General features: G+C 64.6%; 19 protein-coding genes. 12 read left to right on the plus strand and 7 right to left on the minus strand.

Annotation, left to right across the window (positions count from 1 at the left end; translation table 11 throughout):
* Positions 1-100 precede the first annotated feature (100 nt).
* From ABDB81_RS12025 to ABDB81_RS12040, 4 genes are read right to left on the minus strand one after another with little or no spacing between them, the layout of a single operon-like run.
* Positions 101-1,063: a spore coat U domain-containing protein gene (locus tag ABDB81_RS12025; protein WP_346811291.1), complete on the minus strand. Its 963-nt coding sequence runs from the start codon at positions 1,061-1,063 to the stop codon at positions 101-103.
* On the minus strand, positions 1,060-3,402 hold the full coding sequence (locus ABDB81_RS12030; protein WP_346811292.1) for a fimbria/pilus outer membrane usher protein: 2,343 nt from the start codon (positions 3,400-3,402) through the stop codon (positions 1,060-1,062). The genes ABDB81_RS12025 and ABDB81_RS12030 overlap by 4 nt, the downstream gene beginning before the upstream one ends.
* Entirely contained in the window at positions 3,399-4,163 is a 765-nt protein-coding gene (locus tag ABDB81_RS12035) for a molecular chaperone (RefSeq protein WP_346811293.1), read from the minus strand. The genes ABDB81_RS12030 and ABDB81_RS12035 overlap by 4 nt, the downstream gene beginning before the upstream one ends.
* Positions 4,163-4,669 (minus strand): spore coat U domain-containing protein, encoded by a 507-nt coding sequence (locus ABDB81_RS12040; protein WP_137927309.1) that lies wholly within the window; start codon positions 4,667-4,669, stop codon positions 4,163-4,165. The genes ABDB81_RS12035 and ABDB81_RS12040 overlap by 1 nt, the downstream gene beginning before the upstream one ends.
* 416 nt (positions 4,670-5,085) lie before the next feature.
* Here ABDB81_RS12040 and ABDB81_RS12045 point away from each other — a divergent pair, with 416 nt between their 5' ends.
* Together ABDB81_RS12045 and ABDB81_RS12050 are read left to right on the plus strand one after the other, a co-directional pair.
* Entirely contained in the window at positions 5,086-5,817 is a 732-nt protein-coding gene (locus ABDB81_RS12045; protein ID WP_137927308.1) for a BON domain-containing protein, read from the plus strand.
* A gap of 116 nt (positions 5,818-5,933) precedes the next feature.
* Entirely contained in the window at positions 5,934-7,184 is a 1,251-nt protein-coding gene (locus ABDB81_RS12050) for a M20/M25/M40 family metallo-hydrolase (RefSeq protein ID WP_346811295.1), read from the plus strand.
* Between the two features lie 101 nt (positions 7,185-7,285).
* Here ABDB81_RS12050 and ABDB81_RS12055 read toward each other — a convergent pair whose 3' ends face one another.
* Positions 7,286-8,215 carry a LysR family transcriptional regulator gene (locus tag ABDB81_RS12055; protein WP_160473535.1) on the minus strand — a complete coding sequence of 310 codons (930 nt, stop codon included), beginning with the start codon at positions 8,213-8,215 and terminating at the stop codon, positions 7,286-7,288.
* Between the two features lie 366 nt (positions 8,216-8,581).
* Here ABDB81_RS12055 and ABDB81_RS12060 point away from each other — a divergent pair, with 366 nt between their 5' ends.
* The 8 genes from ABDB81_RS12060 to ABDB81_RS12095 all read left to right on the plus strand — a co-directional run bounded on the left by ABDB81_RS12060 (position 8,582) and on the right by ABDB81_RS12095 (position 17,963).
* Entirely contained in the window at positions 8,582-9,457 is an 876-nt protein-coding gene (locus tag ABDB81_RS12060) for an alpha/beta hydrolase (protein ID WP_137927305.1), read from the plus strand.
* 225 nt (positions 9,458-9,682) lie between these two features.
* Positions 9,683-10,924, plus strand: coding sequence for an efflux RND transporter periplasmic adaptor subunit (locus ABDB81_RS12065; protein ID WP_346811297.1), 1,242 nt, complete (start codon positions 9,683-9,685; stop codon positions 10,922-10,924).
* A 109-nt stretch (positions 10,925-11,033) separates the two neighbouring features.
* Complete coding sequence (locus ABDB81_RS12070) at positions 11,034-14,225, plus strand: efflux RND transporter permease subunit (RefSeq protein ID WP_160473537.1); 3,192 nt, start codon at positions 11,034-11,036, stop codon at positions 14,223-14,225.
* Between the two features lie 11 nt (positions 14,226-14,236).
* A complete protein-coding gene (locus ABDB81_RS12075) occupies positions 14,237-15,727 on the plus strand; it encodes an efflux transporter outer membrane subunit (protein ID WP_346811298.1) in 1,491 nt (496 codons plus the stop codon).
* 275 nt (positions 15,728-16,002) lie between these two features.
* Positions 16,003-16,386, plus strand: coding sequence for a hypothetical protein (locus ABDB81_RS12080; RefSeq protein WP_346811300.1), 384 nt, complete (start codon positions 16,003-16,005; stop codon positions 16,384-16,386).
* 41 nt (positions 16,387-16,427) lie between these two features.
* The gene (locus tag ABDB81_RS12085; RefSeq protein WP_137928571.1) at positions 16,428-16,889 is read left to right on the plus strand and encodes a DUF2127 domain-containing protein; all 462 of its coding nucleotides are present in this window, start codon (positions 16,428-16,430) and stop codon (positions 16,887-16,889) included.
* 95 nt (positions 16,890-16,984) lie between these two features.
* A complete protein-coding gene (locus ABDB81_RS12090) occupies positions 16,985-17,275 on the plus strand; it encodes an antibiotic biosynthesis monooxygenase family protein (RefSeq protein ID WP_137928570.1) in 291 nt (96 codons plus the stop codon).
* Positions 17,276-17,324: 49 nt separating this feature from the next.
* On the plus strand, positions 17,325-17,963 hold the full coding sequence (locus tag ABDB81_RS12095; RefSeq protein ID WP_137928569.1) for a CDP-alcohol phosphatidyltransferase family protein: 639 nt from the start codon (positions 17,325-17,327) through the stop codon (positions 17,961-17,963).
* Positions 17,964-18,018: 55 nt separating this feature from the next.
* On the opposite strand, the gene ABDB81_RS12100 is transcribed toward ABDB81_RS12095, so the two are convergent.
* The gene (locus ABDB81_RS12100; protein WP_137928568.1) at positions 18,019-18,486 is read right to left on the minus strand and encodes a hypothetical protein; all 468 of its coding nucleotides are present in this window, start codon (positions 18,484-18,486) and stop codon (positions 18,019-18,021) included.
* Positions 18,487-18,496: 10 nt separating this feature from the next.
* The gene (locus ABDB81_RS12105; RefSeq protein ID WP_137928567.1) at positions 18,497-19,615 is read right to left on the minus strand and encodes a hypothetical protein; all 1,119 of its coding nucleotides are present in this window, start codon (positions 19,613-19,615) and stop codon (positions 18,497-18,499) included.
* A 242-nt stretch (positions 19,616-19,857) separates the two neighbouring features.
* Here ABDB81_RS12105 and ABDB81_RS12110 point away from each other — a divergent pair, with 242 nt between their 5' ends.
* Both ABDB81_RS12110 and ABDB81_RS12115 read left to right on the plus strand, forming a co-directional pair.
* On the plus strand, positions 19,858-21,378 hold the full coding sequence (locus ABDB81_RS12110) for a DUF1254 domain-containing protein (protein WP_346811302.1): 1,521 nt from the start codon (positions 19,858-19,860) through the stop codon (positions 21,376-21,378).
* Positions 21,379-21,506: 128 nt separating this feature from the next.
* Positions 21,507-22,622, plus strand: a complete 1,116-nt coding sequence (locus tag ABDB81_RS12115; RefSeq protein WP_346811304.1) for an NADH:flavin oxidoreductase/NADH oxidase — start codon at positions 21,507-21,509, stop codon at positions 22,620-22,622.
* Positions 22,623-22,729 lie beyond the last annotated feature (107 nt).

The raw sequence follows: 22,729 nt of genomic DNA on the forward strand, positions 1-22,729 counted from the left end.
CGGGGCATCCCAAGGGCCTGCGATGCTTCCATGGTCGGTGTGCGGGCGGGGCGGGTCAAGCGGGATCACCACCAACTGCCGGGTGTTTCACGCTTGGCGCTCAGTACGTCACCGTGACCGTCACGGTATCGGTATAGCTGCCCGGCTGGGGTGTGATTTGCGGTGGCACGCGGCCATAGACGGTGATCGTTGCCGCCGCGCCGGTGCCCGTGCCGCCGACAGTGGTGGTGCCGCCCGTGCCGTCGCCCCATGGAATCGTGTGGTTGCTATCGGTGAACAGTTGATAGCCGACGGTCTGCGTGCCTCCGGTGCGTGTCATGCGACGCGCCGCCACACTTGCGCCGCTGCCTCCCCCGGCATTGAGCGCGATGGAGTAAGGCGCGTTCTTCGTGCACTGAACGGTCAACTGGCTTGTGGCATCGTGGTTGGCGGTGAGCAGGCCCATCGAGCCGAAGTCGAGCGTGGTGGCCGAGATATTGCAATCGGCCACCACGGTTGCGGTGGCCGTGAACGTGATGGGAATGCTGTTGCCGGTGATCTGGCTGCAGTCGGGTGGCAGCAGCAGGTATTCGATATACGTGACCTGGGCATTTAATCCAGTGAACAGCGAGGAATAGGGACCGATGCCAACGCCGGTCTGGTTGGCCAATATCCGGCCGTAGTAGTTGGCGGTACCCGAGCCATTGCCGAGCAGCGCGCCGAAATCGAGCATCACGGGTGGCGCCGAGGCGCCTGTGGTGCGCGATCCCCAGACCTGGCTGCGCTCGCTGTTGGAATAGATGTTGAAGTTCAGTGTCTGCGTGCCGTTGGCCATCACGCGCGGCACGACTGAAGTCCCGGCTGCGCCCGTGCCGATGTTGATGCACGCCCGCACGCGCACCGACACTGCCAGCCCCGTGCACGACACCGTGATTGTGCCCTGCACATCGGCCACGTTGCCGCTGACGGGGCTGTAGTTGCCAAACGCCATCGATGGCGCCGTGGCCGTGCAGACGGCCCACGCGCCCGGTGCGCACAGCAGCAGCGCCACGGCGAGCACGGCACGAACGAGCGCGCGCATCATGGGGTGCCTGCCTCGCAGGGCACCGGGCCGAGACGCGGCAGGGCATCGTCAGTGGCTGTGTAATGCAGCCGTGCCGTGCAGATGCCGTCCGGTGTTTCCGCGTGGAAGGTGTTGCCATCGTTGAGCGACTCAAAGAACGCGAGTCCGTCATAGCCCACCATCGTGCGCACGCCGCTTTCCAGATGGATGACAGGCGTGCCTGCTGGCAGGGGTTGCCCCAGCGCATCCGTCAGCACCACCTGACCGCCGCGATACGACTCGATCGAGAACGTGGCCAGCGCGCCGGACTGCAGCGCGGGTGCGATCGAGAGCCGCGTGGAACTGAGCCGCGTGTTGACGGGCAAGGCCAGCGCATCGATCTCGATGCGGTTGGCGTCGTATGGCAGCAGGTTCGGCACGAGGATGTGGCCACTGCCGTTGGTGTTGCCGATGAGGCGGTTCTCCACCAGCACGGGCAGGTCAGCCACGCCACCGGTGGACACCAGTGCGAAGCTCTGGTCGATGCGGCGTCCGGCCAGCACGGTCCCGTCCATCGCCACCAGCGACCCGCTGGCCCCGAACTGCGTGCTCACACGTCCCTGCAGGTCCTGTACCGCGCCGTAGGCATCGCCATAGCGGCCCCGGAAGTTCGCCTGGGCGAAGCCGCGATACGTTCCCGCACCCTTCTGCCCGCCCACTTGCCAGCCCCATCCGCCCTCGTAGGGCGTGGCGTGGCTGATGGTGCCGATCATGGTCGGCTTGCCATCGTCGCGTCCCACGGTGGCGGATGCCGTGGTGCTGTTGTCGATCAGGAACGTGAGCGTAACCGATGCGCCGTACGAAGATCCTGCCGCGAAATCGCGATAGGCGCTCGCCGTGAACGAGAGGCGCCGGCTCCATTGCGCCGTCCACGCCAGCGAGCCGATGCGCGCCGCACCGTAGACGGGGTCGGAGAGATCGATGTAGCTCGCGGCGATGTTGCCGTTGCGCCGCACAGGCATCGAGACCGTGGCGCGATAGAGCGCATTGGGCATCGGCGCGCCGGAACGGGCGGCCAGGTCTGTGTAGTGGCCGAACGTGCGCGTGCCCTGCAGGTCGATGCTGAAACGCGGCGTGCGCCACTGGTAGCCGAGCCCGAGCTGGTTGCCGCCCGCCGCACTGACACTGCCAGACAGGTTCAGTACGCCCGTGGCCGGCAGCTTGAACAGCACGCCGCCGCCTGCGATGCCCACGCCGCGCGAGGCCTCGGCATGGCCCTCGACGGTCAGCGTATCGTTCACGCCGTAGCGCATGGACCCATTTGCAGCGGGTGCCGAGTCATAGCGAAACGAATCGACACCGTACTGGTCGCGCAGGAAGCCGACCTCGACCGAATAGTCGAACAGGCCGGTGGCGAGCAGCCGGGAATCGACGTAGAGCGGCACCGTGGTGCTGACGTCACGGCCCAATGCATCGCGCACGACAATGGTCGCCTGGCCGGCACCGCTCAGCGCGGGCGCGTTGTTGATGACGAACGGCCCCGTCGGTACCTGCCCCGAATACTGGCGCACGTTGTTGATGTAAAGATCGACAGCGCCGGGCACGGCGGCAGAGCCGGCCAGTGCGGGCAGTGGATAGGTGATCAGGTCGGGGCGCAGCCCGAAGTTGCGGCGCCACTGGAAGCCGCCGAGCCGCACCGGACGCGACCACGGCAGCGCGCCCGTGATCATGTCGCCGATCAGCACGGATTGCATGCCGCTGGGGTCCGCATGGGTCCAGTTCGAATCGAGCCGGACGTAGCGGCTGTCCCGCCCGTAGAACGATGCCACGCCGGTATTGCTGAACACGCCACCGGGATGGAAGAAGCGCTGTTCGCTGTAGAGGCCGAGGTCCTGCCCCGAGTCTGGTTGCGCATAGGCTTCGTAGTTCAGCACGAAGCCGCGTCCCGGTGTCACGGGCGGCCGCGCCCGGTTGCGTGCGCCAAGCTGGGTGGGCATGCGCTGCGCGTCGTCGACGGTCAGGTACACGCGCTGCATGGCGGGTTCATAGCGATAGGCCACGCCGGGCAGGCGGTCCAGCGGCACCATGCCCTGGGGGTCGGCCAGCGTTGGGTCCGCGCGCAACCCCAGGTCGTGCAACTCGTCGATGGGCGTCAGCAGTTTGCCGTCGCGGTCTGCGAAGCGGGCGACGCTTCCGGTCGATTCGCCGTTGACCATGACCTCCAGGTAGGCGGTGTGGCCGGGCACCTTGTCGATTGCCTGCGCATGGAGCGCGCTGGTCCCCAGTGCGGCGGTCAGCATGCACGCGGCGGCGGCGATGCGGCGCATCACGATGCGCTGCGGGCAGCGCGACGTTGGCGATGGCGCGGGCGTGCATGTCATGAGCCCGGGTCTGGCCGGCCCGGCAGAACGGGCAGCGATTGCGGCTCGCCATTGATGGCGGTCTCCAGGCGCAGGTTTGCGCCCGGCATGAAGTTGGGCGGCACGCGGATCTTCCACGTGCGCAGCGCACCCGGCAACGCGTAGCCGAGCAGGCCCGCCGTGAGCGTCACGCGCTGGCTGCCGTTGACCAGTGCGGCATCGCTCACGCGTGCGTGGCGTGCGCCGCTGTTGCGCATGCCGAGCCACCAGTCGCCCTGGTCGCGCCACAGCGACAGCGCCAGCCGGGGCATCGGGGCATCGACAGGCGTGCCCGCGAACACCGGCACCGAGTAACGCAACTGCACGCGCACGCCCGACTGATTGGCGGGGGCGTTGCGTTGGGGCAGTTCGTCGATCAGCAGCCGGTAGGCCGATTCACCCGGTGTTGCCGTGTTGCCGGGCCGCACCACGCGGATCATCTGCTCGGCCTGGCCGCCGATGCGTACGATGGGCGGGCTGGCCACGACATCGTCGGCAGCCGTCAGTACATCGGCACCGTCAGCCTGTGTCCAGCGGAAGACGCGTACCTGTGCGTGAATGGGCGTGTCGGCCGTATTGCGCAGCGTGAGCGCAGCAGCGCCGGCACCGGCAGGAAGGTCCACCCGTACCGGCGAGATCTGCAGCGAGGTAGCGGATGCCGGCAGGCAATAGCACGCCACGGCCAGCAGTGCTGCCGTCCATGCCTGCCTTGCCCGGCGCCGCCATGAGGCGACGCGCGGCATCAGAAGTTGATCGTGGCGGTGACCGTGCTCGTGTAGGTGCCTGCGGCGGGTGTGGCCTGCGGCGGCACGCGGCCGTACATGGTGAGCGTTTGCGCGGCGCCGCTGCCCGTGCCGTCCAGGGTATCGGTGCCCGGCGTGTTGCCCCATACCTGCGTGCGATTGCTGTCGCGATAGATCTGGTACTGCACGGTGGCGGCGCCAGCGTTTGTCAGGAGCCGGTTGGCAATGGTGCTGCCGGCGGTGTTGCCGCCATCGAGCCCCACCTGGTATGGCGCATTGTTGCTGCAGGTGACGGAGAGGGTCGAAGCCTGGTCGACATTGGCGGCCAGCACGCCCTGCGAGCCGAAGTCGAGGTCGCTGGCGGCAATCGTGCAGTCGGCGGTCAGCGTGAGCCGCACGGTGAACGTGGTGGTCTTGATGGCTGCGCTGAGCCAGCCGGGCGAGGTCGACAGTACCGCGAACAGCGCGAGGGAAAATCCTGTGCGAAAGCGGCGAGACGGTGCCATTCCGATCTCCATAGCAGCAGATGCTGCGATGGTAGCGACCACTGCATCACTCGGCACCCGTTCTTACGATGTTCAACGGTGTTTAATCCATACAGGTGTGTGACATAAGGCGCGCTGAATACGATCCAACTGCCCAGAAGCCGCACCAGCCAAGGGATAGCGGCGGATTTCCGGCGGAATGTGGGGGATGGCGGGGGCCATTTGGCGGATTTCCGGAGGAGTCGCCGTGACCGTGACGGTCGTTTGAAACACCTTTCGCAAACGCTGCGGGGTCGTCCCGTTGCGTGCGGCGACGTTGTTCGCACGGTTCCTATAATGCCTTGGCGGGGCGGTGAAAAGCCGTGCCGCGCCATGCGTGCTTGCAGGCAGGGGCGCGCTTCCCAACCATCTCCACACCCAATGGGGAGACAACCATCATGATGAGTAGCGAAGCGGTGCTGACACAGGCACGAGCCGCGTTGGCGCGTGTGCCATACCAGGGCCATCAACTCCATCCCACGATCCACCTCCGCCTGTCTGACGGTGCGCTGATTCTTGAGGGCGAAGTGGCCGACATTGTCGACAAGACCCGGGCCGTAGCCCATCTGCGCCGCGTGGACGGCGTGACCACCGTGATCGATCATCTGCGTATTGCCAACGGGGGCCCCGTCGTGGGCGATGGCGACCTGCGCGCCGCGGTCTGCGAGCGGCTGCTCAATGCCATCGATTTCCGCAACTGCAAGATCTGCGCGAAGGTGAAGGGACAGTTGGAGCCCGTGCGCGAGGCCGTGGGCGAGCGCGCGGGGTGGATCGAGGTCTCCGTCCATGACGGAGCGGTGATGCTCAGTGGGCAGGTCATCAGCCTCTCGCATATGCGGCTGGCCGGCGTGCTGGCATGGTGGTCGCGTGGCTGCCGCTGCGTGGTCAACGACATCGTCGTGGCCCCGGCCGAGGCCGACAGCGACGAGGAACTGTGCGAGGCCCTGCGGCTGGTGCTGGAGACGGACCCGTTTGTCGACGCCTCGCGGATCCGTATCCGTGCGGACCACCGCGTGGTGGTGCTGGATGGCTACGCATCGAGCGACGGGGCGCGCAAGCAGGTGGAGCGCGACGCATGGTACGTCCATGGCGTGGAGGATGTCATCAACCACATCGCACTGAGTAGTTGAGGGGTGGGGGTGTCTCCTGTGGTGGGTCCCGACTTTCCTTGCTGTTGCGCGCGCCCAACTTCCCCCGGAATGGCGCAGGCGCTACATTGGAGGTCCAAAAAAACACAGGAGACACCATGCCGTTCTTCCTCCGCCGCCTGGCGATTGCCGCCGCTGCGACCCTGACCTGCGGCGCCGCGCTGGCTGCCGGCCCCGATGCCGCGCTGCTCGATGCGGCGCGCGCTGCGCAACCCGCTGTGGTGCAATCGCTCAAGGACATGGTGCTGATCGAATCTGGCAGCGCCAATATCGCGGGGCTGAACCGCATGGCGGATTACACCGCAAAGCGCTTGCAGGCAGCGGGCGGCCAGGTAGAGCGGCTGCAGACGACGAGCGGCGCGCCCATGGTCAAGGCCACGTTCAAGGGCACCGGCAAGCGCCGCTTCATGCTGATCGGCCACCTCGATACGGTGTATCCGGAAGGCATTCTCGCCACGCAGCCGATCCGCGAGGAGGGCAACCGGCTCTACGGACCGGGCATTGCCGACGACAAGGGTGGCATTGCCGTGGTCCTGCATTCGCTGGATATCCTGAAGGCGCAGGGGTGGAAGGACTACGCGCAGATCACGGTGCTATTCAACCCGGACGAGGAAATCGGCTCGGGCGGCTCGGGCGAGATGATCGCCAAGCTGGCAGAGCAGCACGACTATGTACTCTCGTGCGAGCCGAACGTGGCCAAATCCATCGCCAAATCCGAATCATTGCTGCTGGCGGCAGCCGGCACGGCTACAGCCACGATGCAGGTCAAGGGCCGTTCCTCGCATGCTGGCGCCGCGCCGGAACTGGGCCGCAATGCGCTGATCGAACTGGCCTATCAGATGGAGCAGACGCGCGACGTGGCCAAGTCCGTGCCAGGCTCGCAGATGAACTGGACCCGCGCCAAGGCCGATGGCCCGTTGAACCAGATTCCGGAGACCGCCAGCGCGCAGGGAGACGTGCGCATCACCGCCAGCGGCGCCGCGCAGAAACTGCAGACAGCGCTGCAGGAGAAGATCGGCAGCAGCCGTCTGGTGCCGGAGACGCAGACCACGCTGACGATGGAAGAGGGCCGCCCCGCCTATGTTGCCGACGCCCGTTCGAAGGAGTTGGCCGCGCAGGCTCAACGTATCTACGCGGAGCTCGACGGCCGCTCGCTGATCCTGATTCCGGGCACGGGTGGCGGGACTGACGCGGGGTTTGCGGGACGCTCGGGCAAGCCGGTGGTGCTGGAGAGCTTCGGCCTGTCCGGCTTTGGGTATCACGCGCGGGATGAGTACGTGGAACTGGACTCGATCGTGCCGCGGCTGTATCTGATGACGCGGTTGTTGCAGGAGGTGGGGAAGAAGTAGCGGTCTGAACTACCGTAGTCAGGCTCCCCTCTCCCGCAAGCGGGAGAGGGGAGAAAGGAATAGCGGGAGAGGGGAGCACCCCACCAGCAAGAATCAATCGCTCAAGCCGCCAACTGTTGCACCGGCGCCGCCCCAAAGTGCGGATGCCTTGAAAAAATCTCCGCAGCCCAGTTCACGAACACGCGCACCTTCGCAGACAGGTGCCGGTTCTGGGGATACATCGCCGATATCGGCAACTCCTCCGTGTGCCAGTCCGTCATGACTTCCACCAGACGTCCGCTGTGGATGTAGGGCTCCGCCATGGCGCGCGAGATGCGGGCGATGCCGTGGCCTTCCACTGCGCAGCCCAGGTACACGTCGGCGTCGTTGGTGGAGATCGCCGAGGGCAGCAGGATCTCGCTGTTCTCACCGCCACGGCTCAATGTCCAGGGCATTTCCCGGCCGGTACGGTTCGACAGGAAGTTGACGGCCTTGTGCTGCGCCAGTTCGGTCAGGTCATTGGGTGCGCCAAAACGTCGCAGGTAAATCGGCGAGGCGTAGAAGGCGAGCTTCACCTGGCCGATGCGGCGCGCCACCATGGCTTCGTCGAGCGTGCCCACCCGCAGCACCACATCCACCCCTTCCTTGAGCAGGTCGATCGGCTTGCCGTTGATCGTCAGCTCGAGTTTGAGCTCGGGGTAGGCGTTGAAGAAGTCCTGAAGGTGAGGCATCAACACAAGTTGCGCCAGCCCGCTGGTGGTATCCACGGCAAGCGTGCCGCGCGGTGAGTTGTTGTGGCGTGTGAGCGACTGTTCCGCTTCCTCCACGTCGGCCAGGATGCGGACGCAGCGTTCGTAGTAGGCGGCGCCGTCGGTGGTCACGCTGATGCGGCGCGTGGTCCGGTGCAGCAGCTTGACGCCCAGATGCGTCTCCAGGTTTTGAATCAGGCGGGTAAGCGTGGCCTTGGGGAGGTCGAGCGACTCCGCCGCGCGCGCAAAGCTGCCGACATCCACCACCCGAGTGAATGCCTGCATTGAGACTAGACGATCCATGATGTTGCTTTCGAAAGGAGTGAGAGCAGGCTACGTTCCGAAGGATGGTCTGGCGAGAGTGGTCCGCTGCATGTCAAGTGCGCGGCCTGGATTTGCTGCCGGCGGTCCGCCAGTGGCGGCCGGAGCGGGGACGGGTGGAGGGTGGGGCGTCGGCGTTTGCGCTGTTTCCCCAAGTGCGCAGATGCCGAAGGACCGGAGTGAATCACATTTCCTATATCCATTTCAAGCGGTGTGGGTACGCTTTGTCGATTATTCCAGCGCAGAAACAGTGCATTGGCAATAGGTTGCTTTATCCCATCATAGTCAATCACCATAATTCGCTGCATCGCAACACAGTATCGACGGCCATTGTCCGCCGCGACCGCCATGACCAAAACCCCGATTTCCCGTAGTTCCGCCGCGCAACCGGCCGTAGAACAGGGCGAGGCGTATGTGGTCCAGCATGTGGTGCCCGTGGGCGACCACGAGATCCGGGTCTGCGTGTGTTACCCCGCAGGTTATTGGCCGGCGGCCGGCAATACGGCATTGTTGCCATGGCTGGTGTACCTGCATGCAGGTGGTTTTGTCGATGGTGGGGTGGAAGCCGCCAAGGAACTGGCGCGGGATCTGGCGGAGTCCGTCCCGGCCGTGGTGGTGACGCCGGGCTACTCGCTGGCGCCGGAGAACCCGTTTCCGGCCGCGCCCGAGGACGCGGTCAGCACGGTGGCGTGGGTGTTGAAGCACGCGAAGAAGCTCAAGGTCGACAAGCTGCGCTTTGCGCTGGTGGGCGAGGAAGCCGGTGGCAACCTGGCCATCGCCACGGCACAGATGCTGCGCGATCGCGGCCTGCCGCAGCCGGCCGGGCAATGGCTGATCCGTCCCGTGACCGATCCTTGCCTGCAGCATGCTTCTTCCGGCGGCCAGGTGCCGATGGAAACGCTGCGCAAGCTGGCCTGCAACTATCGCGACTACCTGCCCACGCCGGCAGCAGCGGTTCACCCCTATGCCGCCCCGGCATTGGCCTCGCGCCTCGGTGGACTGCCAGACACGCTGGTGCAGGTAGCAGAAAAGGATGCACTGCGCGCGGAGGGCGAAGCCTTCGCCGCGAAGCTCGGAAAAGCCGGCGTACCGGCCCGGGCGCTGATCATGCCCGGCGTCTGTGGCGACGGGGTCGAACATTCCCATGAAGATTGTCAGGCATGGGTGAAAGAAGGTGCGCGGTTCCTGCGCGAGAAGTTCGCGAAGGCCGACGACGCCTCGTAATCCGGTCCGAACACCGGCCGATACCGGGCATGTCCTGACGGTATCGCTTCAACAGCCAGCGCCTTTTGAGGCTGGCCCTCAGGCAGTGGCTTTGCCTCGCCCACCCAGGGCGGGACACCCCTTTGTTGTTCCCGTTTTCCGGCCCATCGGGCTGGCGGGCGGCGTTCGGCCCAAATTTTTGCTTTTCCAGTTGAAGAAAACCCGACGTAAAACGGAGTGAAGAAGATGAATCACAAGTCTCGACGCACGCTGATCGCCTTTGCCATCGTGGCAATCCTTGGGGCAGGCGTGGCAACCTCGATACTGCGCCCCTGGCACGGCGGAGAAGCGCAGGCCGCCAATACCCCGCCGCCGGCGCCTGCAGTGGAGGTGGCATCGGCAGTAGGACAGACCATCACGGAGTGGGATGAGTTCTCCGGCCGCATCGAAGCCGTGGATCGCGTGGAAATTCGTCCGCGCGTCTCCGGCACCATCGAGACGGTGCATTTCCGCGAAGGCTCGATCGTGAAGAAGGGCGATCCGCTGTTCACGATCGATCCGCGTCCATACGCCGCGGAAGTGGCCAAGGCGGAAGCTGCCGTGGCCGCAGCGCAGGTGCGTGCCTCGCTGGCGCAAACCGAAAAGGCGCGCGCGCAACGGCTGCTGGACGACAACGCGATCTCCAAGCGTGAGTTCGACGAGCGCATCAACACGGCCAGCGTGAGTTCGGCCGACGTGCGCGGCGCGCAGGCAGCGCTGGAAGTGGCGAAGCTGAACCTGAGCTACACGCGCATCGTGGCACCGGTGTCCGGCAAGGTCTCGCGTGCAGAGATCACGGTGGGCAACCTCGTGGCCGCAGGCGCATCGTCGCCCGCGCTGACCACGGTAGTGTCGGTGTCGCCGGTCTATGCCAGCTTCGACGTGGACGAGCAGAGCTATCTGCGCTACACGGCGCCGGGCGCGACGGGCGGCAAGAACGACCTGCCGGTGTTCCTCGGCCTGGCGAACGAAGATGGCAACCCGCATCAGGGCAAGATCCACTCGGTGGACAACCGTCTGGATACGCGCAGCGGCACGATCCGCGTGCGCGCCATCTTCGACAACGCCGATGGCCGGCTGCTGCCGGGTCTGTACGCCAAGGTGAAGCTCGGTGGCGGCACGCCGCATCCGGCGGTGCTGATCAACGATCGCGCCATCGGCACGGATCAGGGCAAGAAGTTCGTGCTCGTCGTCGACAAGGCCAACAAGCTGGCGTATCGCGAAGTGGATCTTGGACCGACGTTCGAAGGGCTGCGCGTGATCCGCAAGGGTCTGCAGCCGGGCGAGAACATCGTGGTGAATGGTCTGATGCGTGTGCGTCCCGGTGACACCGTGGCGCCCAAGAGCGTGTCGATGGCCTATCGCAGCGAACTCGAACCGCGCACGACCACGCCGGACCGCAAGCAGGCGGCAGACGACGCCAAGGCCGAAAAGCCCAAGGTGAGCTGACGCGCCCCGCGCACAGGCAGTACTGAACTAAAAATCGCCCCCAAGGCAGTTTTGACATGGCGTCCGCCACGTGCGGACGGCCAGGGGGACTGCTTTCGCCGAGACCAAGATGAATCTCTCGAAATTCTTTATCGATCGCCCGATCTTCGCGGGCGTGCTGTCGGTGCTGATCTTCCTGATCGGCGCCATCTCGATGTTCAAGTTACCGATCTCGGAGTACCCGGAAGTGGTGCCGCCGTCAGTGGTGGTGCGCGCGCAGTTCCCGGGCGCCAACCCGAAGGTGATCGCCGAGACCGTGGCCACGCCGCTGGAAGAACAGATCAACGGCGTCGAGGACATGCTCTACATGAACTCGCAGGCCAACAGCGACGGCACGCTGACGCTGACGGTAACGTTCAAGCTGGGCACGGACCCCGACAAGGCGCAGCAGCTCGTGCAGAACCGCGTCTCGCAAGCCGAGCCGCGCCTGCCGGAAGACGTGCGCCGCCTGGGTATCACCACGGTCAAGAGCTCGCCCGACCTGACCATGGTGGTCCACCTCGTCTCGCCGAACAACCGCTACGACATGACGTACCTGCGCAACTACGCGCTGATCAACGTGAAGGATCGCCTCGCGCGTATCCAGGGCGTGGGCCAGGTGCAGATGTTCGGTTCGGGTGACTACTCGATGCGCGTGTGGCTCAACCCCGAGAAGATCGCCGAGCGCCAGCTTGCCGCGTCTGACGTGGTGCGTGCCATCCGCGAGCAGAACGTGCAGGTGGCTGCCGGTGTGATCGGCCAGTCGCCGTCGCTGCCGGGTACTGACCTGCAACTGTCCGTGAACGCGCAGGGCCGACTGCAATCCGTGGAGGAATTTGGCGACATCATCGTCAAGACCTCGCCGGATGGTGTGGTGACGTATCTGAAGGACATCGCGCGCATCGAACTGGGCGCGTCGGAATATGCGCTGCGCTCGCTGCTGGACAACAAGTCCGCCGTGGCGCTGCCGATCTTCCAGGCGCCGGGTTCCAACGCCATCCAGATCTCGGATGACGTGCGCAAGACCATGGCCGAACTGAAGCAGAACATGCCCGAGGGCGTGGACTACAGCATCGTCTATGACCCCACGCAGTTCGTGCGCCACAGTATCGAAGCCGTGACGCATACGCTGTTCGAAGCCATCGCGCTGGTGGTGCTGGTGGTGATCCTGTTCCTGCAGACGTGGCGCGCATCGATCATCCCGCTGCTGGCGGTGCCGGTGTCGATCGTCGGTACGTTCGGGCTGATGCATGCGTTTGGCTTCTCGATCAATGCACTGAGTCTGTTCGGGCTGGTGCTGGCAATCGGTATCGTCGTGGACGATGCGATCGTGGTGGTGGAGAACGTCGAGCGGAACATCGAGGAAGGACTGACGCCGAAGGAAGCCACGTACAAGGCCATGCGCGAAGTCAGCGGCCCGATCATCGCCATCGCGCTGACCCTGATCGCCGTGTTCGTGCCGCTGGCCTTCATGTCGGGCCTGACCGGTCAGTTCTACAAGCAGTTCGCACTGACGATCTCGATCTCGACGATCATCTCGGCGTTCAACTCGCTGACGCTGTCGCCGGCCTTGTCCGCGCTGCTGCTCAAGGGCCACGATGCGCCCAAGGACTGGCTGACGCGCGGTATGGACAAGGTGTTCGGCAAGTTCTTCGCGCGCTTCAACCGCTTCTTTGGCCGCAGCTCGGATAGCTATGGCCGTGGCGTGACCGGTGTGATTCGCCGCAAGGGTTCGGTGTTCGGCGTCTATGCCGTGATGCTGGTGGCCACGTGGGGCGTGTTCCAGATGGTGCCGAAGGGCTTCGTGCCGGCGCAGGACAAGCAGTATCTGGTGAGCTTCGCCAAGCTGCCCGATGGCGCGACGCTGGACCGCACCGAGGACGTGATCCGTCGCATGTCGGAAATCGCGCTGAAGCATCCGGGCGTGGAGTCGGCCGTGGCGTTCCCGGGTCTGTCGATCAACGGGTTCACCAATAGCCCGAGCGCTGGCATCGTGTTTGCCACGCTCAAGCCGTTCGACGAGCGCAAGAGCGCCGAACTGTCGGGTAACGCCATCGCGGCGGACTTGAACAAGCAGTACGGTGCGATCCAGGACGCGTTCATCGCCGTGTTCCCGCCGCCGCCTGTGCAGGGCCTGGGCACGATCGGCGGGTTCAAGATGATGATCGAGGACCGCGCCGCGCTGGGCTATGACGCGCTGTTCGATGCGACCAATGCGTTCATGACCAAGGCGCGCGCCACGCCGGAACTGGCTGGCATCTTCAGCAACTATCAGGTGAATGTGCCGCAGCTCGACGTACAGCTCGACCGTACCAAGGCCAAGCAGTTGGGCGTGCCGGTGACCGATGTGTTCGAGACGCTGCAGACCTACCTGGGTTCAGCGTACGTGAACGACTTCAACAAGTTCGGTCGCACGTATCAGGTGAAGGTTCAGGCCGATGCGCAGTTCCGTCAGCACGCCGAAGACATCCTGCAACTGAAGGCGCGTAGCTCGACGGGGGAAATGGTGCCGCTGTCGTCGCTGGTGAAGGTCAAGCAGAGCTTTGGTCCGGACAGCGTGATCCGCTACAACGGTTTCACGGCGGCTGACATGAACGGCGGTCCGGCCCCGGGCTTCTCGTCGGGTCAGGCGCAGGCTGCGGCAGAGCGGATTGCTGCGGAAACGCTGCCGAAGGGTATCGGCTTCGAATGGACCGAGCTGACGTATCAGGACATCCTCGCCGGTAACGCAGGCATCTGGATTTTCCCGCTGTGCGTGTTGCTGGTGTTCCTGGTGCTGGCTGCGCAATATGAAAGCCTGACGTTGCCGCTGGCCGTGATCCTGATTGTGCCGATGAGCCTGCTGGCTGCCATGACCGGTGTCTGGCTGACGCGTGGCGACAACAACATCTTCACGCAGATCGGCTTCATTGTGCTTGTGGGGTTGTCAGCAAAGAACGCGATCCTGATCGTGGAGTTCGCACGGGAACTGGAGCACCAGGGCCGCACCATCGTGCAGGCAGCCATCGAGGCTAGCCGTCTGCGTCTGCGCCCGATCCTGATGACGTCGTTCGCGTTCATCATGGGTGTGGTGCCGCTGGTGATCTCGACCGGAGCCGGTGCCGAAATGCGCCATGCGATGGGTGTGGCGGTGTTCGCCGGCATGCTGGGCGTGACGTTCTTCGGGCTGTTCCTGACGCCGGTGTTCTATGTGTCGCTGCGCCTGCTGGCCACGCGCCGCGAACGCCGCGAGGCGGTAGCCCGGGATGCATCGGCCTCGCACGCCGTGGCCTCCGCAGAGTAATGGTGAAAGACATGAAAGACGTCAACAACGTGATGAAGCACTACCTGCCGAAGCTCGCGACGCTGGCCGCCGCACTGGTGCTGGCCGGCTGCTCGCTGGCGCCGACGTACAAGGTGCCAGAGACGCCGACCGCCGCCACCTTCAAGGAGGCGGACGCCGCCGCAACGGAAGGCGCGCAGTGGAAGACGGCGGTGCCGTCCGAGGGCGAGCATCGCGGCGACTGGTGGAAGGTGTTCGGCGATGCCGACCTCGACCGCCTGATCGACGCGGCCAACAGCTACAACCAGGACCTGGCCGCTGCGGCGGCGCGCCTGAAGCAGGCGCGGGCCTTTACGGGCGCCACGGAGGCGGATCTGTATCCGCAACTGAGCGTTGGTTTCGATCCCACGCGTTCGCAACCTTCGGCGGCATCGCAGGGTTTGCCGGATGGCACGCGCGTTTCGGCGCAGACCGTGCTCAAGGCGCGCGCGTTTGCGAGCTACGAGCTGGACTTGTTCGGCCGCGTGGCCAGCAGCGTGAATGCCGCGCGTGCGGAAGAGAAGGGCGCCGAGGATCTGTATCGCTCGGTGCAACTGGCGCTGCAGGCGGATGTAGCCACGTCGTTCTTCGCACTGCGCACGCTCGACAGTGATCGTGAGTTGCTGAACGCAACGATCAAGCTGCGCGAGGATGCGCTGTCGCTGCTGCGCAAGCGCTACGAGGCTGGCGAGACCACCGATCTCGATCCGGCGCGCGCCGAAGCCGAACTCGGCACGGCGCGTGCGGATCTGGCCGGTATCGAGCGTCGCCGCGCGGCGCAGGAGCATGCGCTGGCGGTGCTGACCGGTGTGGCGCCCTCGCAGTTCGCGCTGACGGCGAAGACGTTCGACACCGTGCCGGTGGCGGTGCCTGCGGGGCTGCCATCCGAACTGCTCGAACGTCGCCCCGATATCGCGGCGGCGGAGCGGCAGATGGCGGCGGCCAATGCACGGATCGGCGTGGCTAAGGCCGCGTTCTTCCCGCGCATTTCGCTGACGGCGCTGTTCGGGTTCGAGTCGGGCGATTTGTCGAACCTGTTCAAGTGGTCATCGCGCACATGGATGCTGGGTCCGCTGGTGGGCACCACCGTGGCACAGACCGTGTTCGATGGCGGACGCAACAGCTCGAACCTGGCCGGCGCCCGTGCCGCGCACGAGGAAAGCGTGGCGCGCTATCGGCAGACGGTGCTGGTGGCATTCCGCGAGGTGGAAGACAGTTTGTCGGATGTGCGCTGGTTGAGCCAGCAATCGACCGCACTGGACAGTGCCTTGGCTGGTGCCAAGCGCGCACAGCGTATTTCACGCAGCCGCTATGACGCGGGTGCCGTGGACTACCTGACGGTCATCGACGCCGACCGCACGGTGCTGCAATCGCAGCGCGATGCGAATGCAGTGGCGGGTTTGCGTGCGGCGGCAACGGTGTCGCTGGTGCGTAGCCTGGGCGGCGGTTGGGGTCCGGTGCCGGAGAGTGTGGCGAAGAATTGAGGGTGGCTGCATAGAACCATCGCCCTTCGCTATGCGCTCCCCTCTCCCATGAAGTGGGAGAGGGGTGGGGGAGAGGGCGGGAGGTTCTGCTTGCCGACCACATCGCAATTTTCGCCGCCGGCCCTCTCCCCCTGCCCCTCTCCCGCCTTGCGGGAGAGGGGAGCAACCCGAGCGGGATTGGGAAGCATCCTACAGTGCCATCCCACAAAAACTGGCGCGATATCTCCAGCCTTCTACACTGGAGCTATCGCGCCATTTTTGTCTGGAGGGCCGCCATGCGAACGATTCTGGCGCTGATCATGGCGGCGCTGCCGCTTGTGGCCAGCGCCCAGCTTTCCACCAGCGGCTCCATCGCCGTGGGCGGCTCGGCGCACGTCAAGGGGCCGGTGACCGTGCTGGGCACGTTGAGTGTCGATGGCAATGTCTATGCCAAGGGGCCGATCACCGCCGCGTGGTTTGCCTCGCCGGGACGGGGATATCCCTCCGCGCCGCCCGGCCGATCTCTCCTCAAGGTGTTCAACGGGCCGCTCACCGTACAAGGGTCGATGGTGGTGCATGGAGACCTCGTCGTCGATGGCCCGATCACCGTGAACGGCCCGATCGAAGCGGGCGGCGGCCTCGATGCCGATGGACCGATGGTGGAGCGTCAGGCGCGCTGATGTAGCACAATGGCGACTTCGCTGACTGCCTCGATTTCGTCATGGCTCATGCTGCATCGCCGTTGGGACTCAGGAGCATCGCTCTGTTCGAAGCCGCCAAGGGCGCGCTGGTCATCCTCGCAGGGCTTGGACTCGTGGCGCTGCTGCACCGCGATGCGCAGGCGCTGGCCGAGATGATCGTCGCCCGGCTTCACATCAATCCTGCGAGCCACTATCCGAAAGTCTTCCTTGCCTTGCTGGCCGACCCCTCCAATGGGCGGCTCTGGGCCATCGGCGCGTCGGCGGCGGTGTATGCGCTCATGCGCTTTGCCGAGGCGTACGGACTCTGGCATGGCCGCGCGTGGGGTAACTGGCTGGGTGTGTGGTCGGGCGGCATCTATATTCCCGTGGAACTGTACGAAGCCATACGCCATCCCACGTGGCTGCACGTGGGGCTGGCCATTGCCAATGCGCTGATCGTAGTCTATCTCGTGCAGTCGCTGGCGCGGCACAAGGTGGCATAGTGCATCCAATCTGCTAAGGTAGACGCCCCCGCCGCGGTGCCTGGCGGCCGGCGTGTCAGACAGGCACCGATATCCGAGACATACAGAGACCCATCATGATTCACGAAATTGCACAGATCACGATCAAGCCCGGCATGGAAGCCCAGTTCGAAGCGAACGTGGCCAAGGCCAAGCCGCTGTTCCTGCGTTCGCGTGGGTGCCACGGCGTGAACCTGCAACGCTCCATCGAACAGCCGTCGCAGTACGCGCTCGTTGTGGCCTGGGAGACCGTGGAAGACCATATGGTCCACTTCCGCGAGTCCGATGAGTTCCAGGAGTGGCGCAAGCTCGTCACCGACTGCTTTGCGGCACCGCCCGCCGTGCATCACGTCAACACGGTGCTTTGAGCGGCCCATACGAACCTTGCGCCGGGATCGAAGCGAAAGGAGTCCGTCCATGAACACCCCTCCGCCGCGCCCCCGGCATTTCTCCATGCTCCGCGACCTGCAACTCGCGGATTTTTTCACGCTCGCCAACGCGGCGTGCGGCATGGGGTCCGTCTTCTACGCGATGTATTTCGTCGCGGAGCCTTCGCTGCGGTATTTCTATATCGCCGCGGCCCTTGCGCCCGCCGCGTTCATCTTCGATGTGCTTGATGGCCGCATCGCGCGCTGGCGCCATGCCCATTCGGCGCTGGGCCGTGAACTGGATTCGCTCTCGGACATCATTTCATTCGGCGTAGGCCCCGCCACCCTGGCCTTTGCGGCCGGCATGCGCGGCGGCTGGGACCTGGCCGCGCTGATCTACTTCGTATGCTGCGGCGTGAGCCGGCTGGCGCGATTCAACGTCACCGCCGAAACCCTTGCGGAGGGCAGCACGGCAGGCAAGGTCAAGTACTTCGAAGGCACCCCGATCCCTACCAGCGTGGTGCTCACCGGCGTGCTGGCGTGGTGCGCATCGGCGGGCAAGCTCGGCGATGCGCTGCCCGGCGGCGCTTGGGCAATCGGCGGCGGCACCTTCCATCCGCTGGCGTTGCTGTTCGTGCTGAGCGGCAGCCTGATGATCAGCAAGACGCTGCGCATTCCGAAGTTTTGAGTGGCCGGCCCCCGCGCAAGGCAGAGGGCCGGATTCATACTGGCGGTGCCAGCGGCTACACGATATCCACGACGAGATTGCGCTGCGCCGGCAGCTCGAAATGCACGGGTTCATCCGTGGCGCCCAGGATGGTGCGAAGGTCCCGTTTGAGACTGTCGATGTTCTGCAACGTCACGGTACGCCCGTCCCAATTGTTCAGCATCCGCTGGAACAGCGGCCACGACGCCGTGCGAATGATGCCGAACCATTCGGTGGAGCCCACGGGCGGCAGACCTATTTCGTTGATGATGTAGTGTTTCAGCAGGGTGCCAAGCCCCGGATTCTGAAACGCGCCCGTGTGCATGATCGCGCCCACGCCGATGTCCGGGTTGTGCGTGGCATACGCATTGCGGATGCCCAACGCCCCATGGTTGCTGACCTGGTCGCCAAACTTGATGAAGTTGCCCTGCTTGCCATCGGCAAACTGCGTGTAGCTGTTGATCTCGCAGCCTGGGCTGATCACGAAGTAAGTGTAGTTCCACATGGTTGGCTCCTTATTTCCACTGTGCGCCGGAGGCGGTCGGCCACCAGCCGGTCAGTTCGATCTGCCCGCGGCCCATGAACCATGTGTTGAGCGGGTTCGAGACGCGCAGCACCTGGGTGGTGCCGGCGACGAAGTCCATGCGGATGTCCATGTTGGTGGCATCCAGCGGAATGTCGGTGATCTGGCCCGTCAGCCCGCCTGAAATGCGGGTCTTGCGTTCCTGGGGCTGTCCGCCGCTGGTATAGGTCACCGTTGCATTGACGATGTACGAGCCCGTGTTGTGCAGCGACAGGTTCAGCGCCGAGATGTCGGCGATATAGCGCGGAATCACGATCGTCTCGCCCGCGAACGACGAGAACTCGTAGGCGTACGCCACCGGGTCGTTCTGCTCGACGATATTCGCCTTGCTCGGGAAGATGCGCTTCTCGACGTTGTCCACCGTGCTGGTGCTCTTGTACGAGCCCTTGAGCGAGGCGGACTGGTCGCTGCCGGTCATGGCCGAGACACCGTCGACCGAACCCGTGATGCTGAACTCGCTCTTGTCCTGCCGCGAGCCCAGGTTCACGCAGCCGTCGGTCAGCCACACCTTGGTGATCATGCCGAAGCCCTGCACGATGTTCGCGCCATTGGTCTTGTGGACGCTCTTGGCAACGTCGTAGATCTCCTGGTAGTTGTCGAGCATGTACTGCGCGGCGTTCTCGACATAGGCCACCCCATAGGCGGAACCCTGCGACGTCAGCGATCCCTTGCTGCCGAATTCCCATTTGCTCTGCAGGCCGATGGTGACTTCGGTACCCGTCGTGGGATCGAGATAGGGCACGTCGAACTGCACGCCGGCGGTGGTCTGCCTGACGTGGCCCTGTTCCAGGTGCCAGTCCACGGAGGCACGTTGTTCCGTGGGCGTGAGGTCCATCTGGTGGTGTGCCAGCTGGACATGGGTATCGCTGGGATCGAACCAGCCCAGGGCCCCTACCTGGATCTCGGGGTCGAGTGTCCAGTTGCCCCACGCGTAGCGCTCGGTGTTGCGCAACAGGTGGGTCAGCTGGACGTTCCATTCTGTGCCTTCGGTGCCGTTGATGTTGCTCGGCTCCGCAATGATCTCGTAGCCGGTTGGCTCGTTGTGAGACATGGATGATTTTCCTTTCATAAGATGGGTCAGCGGGTACAGCCGGACGCAGTAGAGACCGGAACCCGATCATCCATCCATGGATCAGGATTTGTGTCCGTGTCTGACAGGGACGAGACCCAGCGGTGTGGCATTGCGTAGCCATCGAAACTATTTAATTCGAGCGACAAAATCCTGAAATCGACGCGCGGTAATCCATGCGCTATGGTCGGCCACGAACCGAACCCCTGCCTGGAGCCGCTGTCGTGCCGATTTCCACCCTGACCCGGATCACCTTTTCGTCCTTGCTCATAGCAGGCGTCTCTGCCTGCAGTACGTCGCAGAGCCCGTCATCGCCCTACAAGATGACCACGTCCACGCCGCCGGAAATCACTACGCCTGCGGTGGTGGAGACGCGCATCGGCAAGCTCGAATTCTTCGACGGTGTGCCGACTGCCGAGACCGCGCAGAAGGCCTACGACAACATCGATTTCGCACGCGGCGTGGAAGTGTTCCTGAACGGCATTCCCGGCGCATCGCTCGTGGCCATCCGCACCGGACTGCGCGAGGTGGGCGCGGTCAACAATACCGTCGGCATTTTCGAGACGCTGATGGATTCCTCGTCGCTGTTCCTGACGCCGAATACGGAGTCGGTGTACTTCTGGAACTGGCTTGACCTCAAGGATGGTCCGATGGTCGTCGAGACGCCGCCGAACATCCTCGGCGTGGTCGATGATTTCTGGTTCCGTTTTGTGGCGGACCTTGGCAACGCGGGACAGGACAAGGGCAAGGGCGGCAAGTACCTGTTTGTGCCGCCGGGCTACAACGGCCCGCTGCCATCGAGCGGTTACTTCATCGTGAGATCGCAGACCTACGGCAACCTGCTGTTCGGACGCGGTTTCATGCAGCATGGCGACCCCAAGCCCGCCGTGGCCAACATCAAGTCCGGACTCAAGGTGTACAGGCTGTCGGAGGCCCGCAACCCGCCGCAGATGAAGTTCGTCAATATGTCTGGCCGCGTCATGAATACGGTGCACGCCAACAACTTCAAGTTTTTCGAGGAGGTCAATCAGATCATCCAGGAAGAACCCGCCGGCGCGTATGGGCCCGATATGACCGGGCTGTTCATGGCGATCGGGATGGAGAAGGGCAAGCCGTTCGCGCCGGATGCGCGCATGAAGCGCATCCTGACTGACTCGGTGGCGGTGGGCAACGCCACGGCGCGTGCGATTGATTTCCGTAACCGCAGCCAGGAAGCGCTGATCTACCCGGGCCGCCACTGGACCACGCCGTTCATCGGCGGCAGCTATGAATGGCTCAAGAACGGCGCGCGCAATTTCGACGCCCGCACGCTGTTCTTCTATGCAGCCACGATCGATACACCAGCCATGGCCATGGCAATGCCCGGCATCGGCTCGCAATACGCGGCGTCGAACCTGGATGCCGCCGGCAAGCCGTTCGATGGCGGAAAGACCTACCGCATGCGCGTGCCTGCGAATGTGCCTGCCAAGGATTTCTGGTCAGTCGTGGCGTATGACACGCAGACGCGCTCGATGCTGCAGACGGACCAGCAGTTCCCTAGTCTGTCCAGCGAGAAGTCGATGCAGAAGAACGCCGATGGCACCGTGGACGTCTATTTCGGGCCCAAGGCACCGGCTGGCAATCCGGCTAACTGGATCCAGACGATTCCCGGCAAGAGCTGGTTCACGATCTTCCGTCTCTACGGTCCGCTGCAGCCGTGGTTCGACAAGACGTGGAAACTCGAGGACATCGCGGAAGTGTCCTGAACGTCGATGTCAGGAGGGTTTCCGGTTGGGGCGGGGGCGTCTGCAGAGTTTGTCCGCGAGGACTAGAATCCTTGCAGTCTCTCCCGCAAGCACGCCAACAAGGCGGCACTCCCAAAAGGAAACCCTCCATGTCTCATCTCTTCGATCCGTACAAGATCGGCGGCCTCGCGCTGGCCAACCGCATCGCCATCGCGCCGATGTGCCAGTACTCGGCAGAGGAAGGATCGGCCACGGACTGGCACATGATCCACCTTGGCAATATGGCGCTGTCCGGTGCCGGATTGCTCATCATCGAAGCCACTGCCGTGTCAGCGGAAGGGCGCATCTCGCCGGCCGATCTCGGCCTCTACAACGATGCCAACGAAGCGGCCCTGGCCCGGGTGCTTGGCGCCGTGCGCAAGTACTCCCCGATTGCCGTGGCCATGCAACTGGGCCATGCTGGCCGCAAGGCGTCTAGCCAGGCGCCGTGGGATGGGGGCGCGCAGATTCGCCCCGACCAGCCCACTGGCTGGCAGACGGTGGCGCCGTCCAACGTGCCTCACAGCCCCGACGAAGCGCCCCCGGTGGCGCTTGACAAGGATGGTCTCAAAAAGGTGCGCGACGATTTTGTGGCGGCCGCCAAACGCGCGGCGCGTCTGGGCATCGATGGCATCGAGGTGCATGGCGCGCATGGGTATCTGCTGCACCAGTTCCTTTCGCCCATTGCCAACCATCGCACCGATGAATACGGCGGCAGCCTGGAGAACCGCATGCGCTTTCCGCTCGAAGTGTTCGACGCGGTGCGTGAGGCGTTCCCGGCGGACAAACCGGTCTGGATGCGCGTGTCGGCCACGGACTGGGTGCCGAATGGCTGGGATATCGACGGCACCATCGCGCTCTCTCATGCACTGAAGGCGCGCGGCTGCGCGGCGATTCATGTGAGCACAGGCGGTGTCTCGCCACAGCAGGCTATCAAGATCGGACCGGGATACCAGGTGCCCTACGCGCAACGCGTGAAAGCGGAAGTGGGCCTGCCCACGATGGCGGTGGGGCTCATCACCGAACCCGAGCAGGCAGAGGCCATCGTCGCCAACAACGAAGCCGACGTGATCTCGATTGCGCGCGCGATGCTGTATGACCCGCGCTGGCCGTGGCACGCCGCGGCGAAGCTCGGCGCGCAGGTGTCTGCCCCCAGGCAGTACTGGCGCTCCCAGCCGCGCGGGCTGGAGCATTTGTTTTTCGATATGAAGCACGGGCAGCGGTAAGCGTCAGCGTTCGTTCTCCCGATTGTTTGCTCCCCTCTCCCGCCTTGCGGGAGAGGGGCGGGGGAGAGGGCAAGCCGATCAAATCTCGACATGGTCGGCAAGCAGAA

The sequence above is a fragment of the Cupriavidus sp. DL-D2 genome (assembly GCF_039710735.1).
Classification (GTDB): Bacteria; Pseudomonadota; Gammaproteobacteria; order Burkholderiales; family Burkholderiaceae; genus Cupriavidus.

What these genes read in the sequence shown, in the direction of transcription:
- ABDB81_RS12030 (WP_346811292.1), bottom strand. Translation starts at nt 3,402, where the DNA reads ATGACATGCACGCCCGCGCCATCGCCAACGTCGCGCTGCCCGCAGCGC.
- ABDB81_RS12075 (WP_346811298.1), top strand. Translation starts at nt 14,237, where the DNA reads ATGAAAGACGTCAACAACGTGATGAAGCACTACCTGCCGAAGCTCGCG.
- ABDB81_RS12060 (WP_137927305.1), top strand. Translation starts at nt 8,582, where the DNA reads ATGACCAAAACCCCGATTTCCCGTAGTTCCGCCGCGCAACCGGCCGTA.
- ABDB81_RS12065 (WP_346811297.1), top strand. Translation starts at nt 9,683, where the DNA reads ATGAATCACAAGTCTCGACGCACGCTGATCGCCTTTGCCATCGTGGCA.
- ABDB81_RS12040 (WP_137927309.1), bottom strand. Translation starts at nt 4,669, where the DNA reads ATGGCACCGTCTCGCCGCTTTCGCACAGGATTTTCCCTCGCGCTGTTC.
- ABDB81_RS12070 (WP_160473537.1), top strand. Translation starts at nt 11,034, where the DNA reads ATGAATCTCTCGAAATTCTTTATCGATCGCCCGATCTTCGCGGGCGTG.
- ABDB81_RS12045 (WP_137927308.1), top strand. Translation starts at nt 5,086, where the DNA reads ATGATGAGTAGCGAAGCGGTGCTGACACAGGCACGAGCCGCGTTGGCG.
- ABDB81_RS12105 (WP_137928567.1), bottom strand. Translation starts at nt 19,615, where the DNA reads ATGTCTCACAACGAGCCAACCGGCTACGAGATCATTGCGGAGCCGAGC.
- ABDB81_RS12050 (WP_346811295.1), top strand. Translation starts at nt 5,934, where the DNA reads ATGCCGTTCTTCCTCCGCCGCCTGGCGATTGCCGCCGCTGCGACCCTG.
- ABDB81_RS12025 (WP_346811291.1), bottom strand. Translation starts at nt 1,063, where the DNA reads ATGATGCGCGCGCTCGTTCGTGCCGTGCTCGCCGTGGCGCTGCTGCTG.
- ABDB81_RS12115 (WP_346811304.1), top strand. Translation starts at nt 21,507, where the DNA reads ATGTCTCATCTCTTCGATCCGTACAAGATCGGCGGCCTCGCGCTGGCC.
- ABDB81_RS12080 (WP_346811300.1), top strand. Translation starts at nt 16,003, where the DNA reads ATGCGAACGATTCTGGCGCTGATCATGGCGGCGCTGCCGCTTGTGGCC.
- ABDB81_RS12055 (WP_160473535.1), bottom strand. Translation starts at nt 8,215, where the DNA reads ATGGATCGTCTAGTCTCAATGCAGGCATTCACTCGGGTGGTGGATGTC.
- ABDB81_RS12100 (WP_137928568.1), bottom strand. Translation starts at nt 18,486, where the DNA reads ATGTGGAACTACACTTACTTCGTGATCAGCCCAGGCTGCGAGATCAAC.
- ABDB81_RS12085 (WP_137928571.1), top strand. Translation starts at nt 16,428, where the DNA reads ATGGCTCATGCTGCATCGCCGTTGGGACTCAGGAGCATCGCTCTGTTC.
- ABDB81_RS12090 (WP_137928570.1), top strand. Translation starts at nt 16,985, where the DNA reads ATGATTCACGAAATTGCACAGATCACGATCAAGCCCGGCATGGAAGCC.
- ABDB81_RS12035 (WP_346811293.1), bottom strand. Translation starts at nt 4,163, where the DNA reads ATGCCGCGCGTCGCCTCATGGCGGCGCCGGGCAAGGCAGGCATGGACG.
- ABDB81_RS12095 (WP_137928569.1), top strand. Translation starts at nt 17,325, where the DNA reads ATGAACACCCCTCCGCCGCGCCCCCGGCATTTCTCCATGCTCCGCGAC.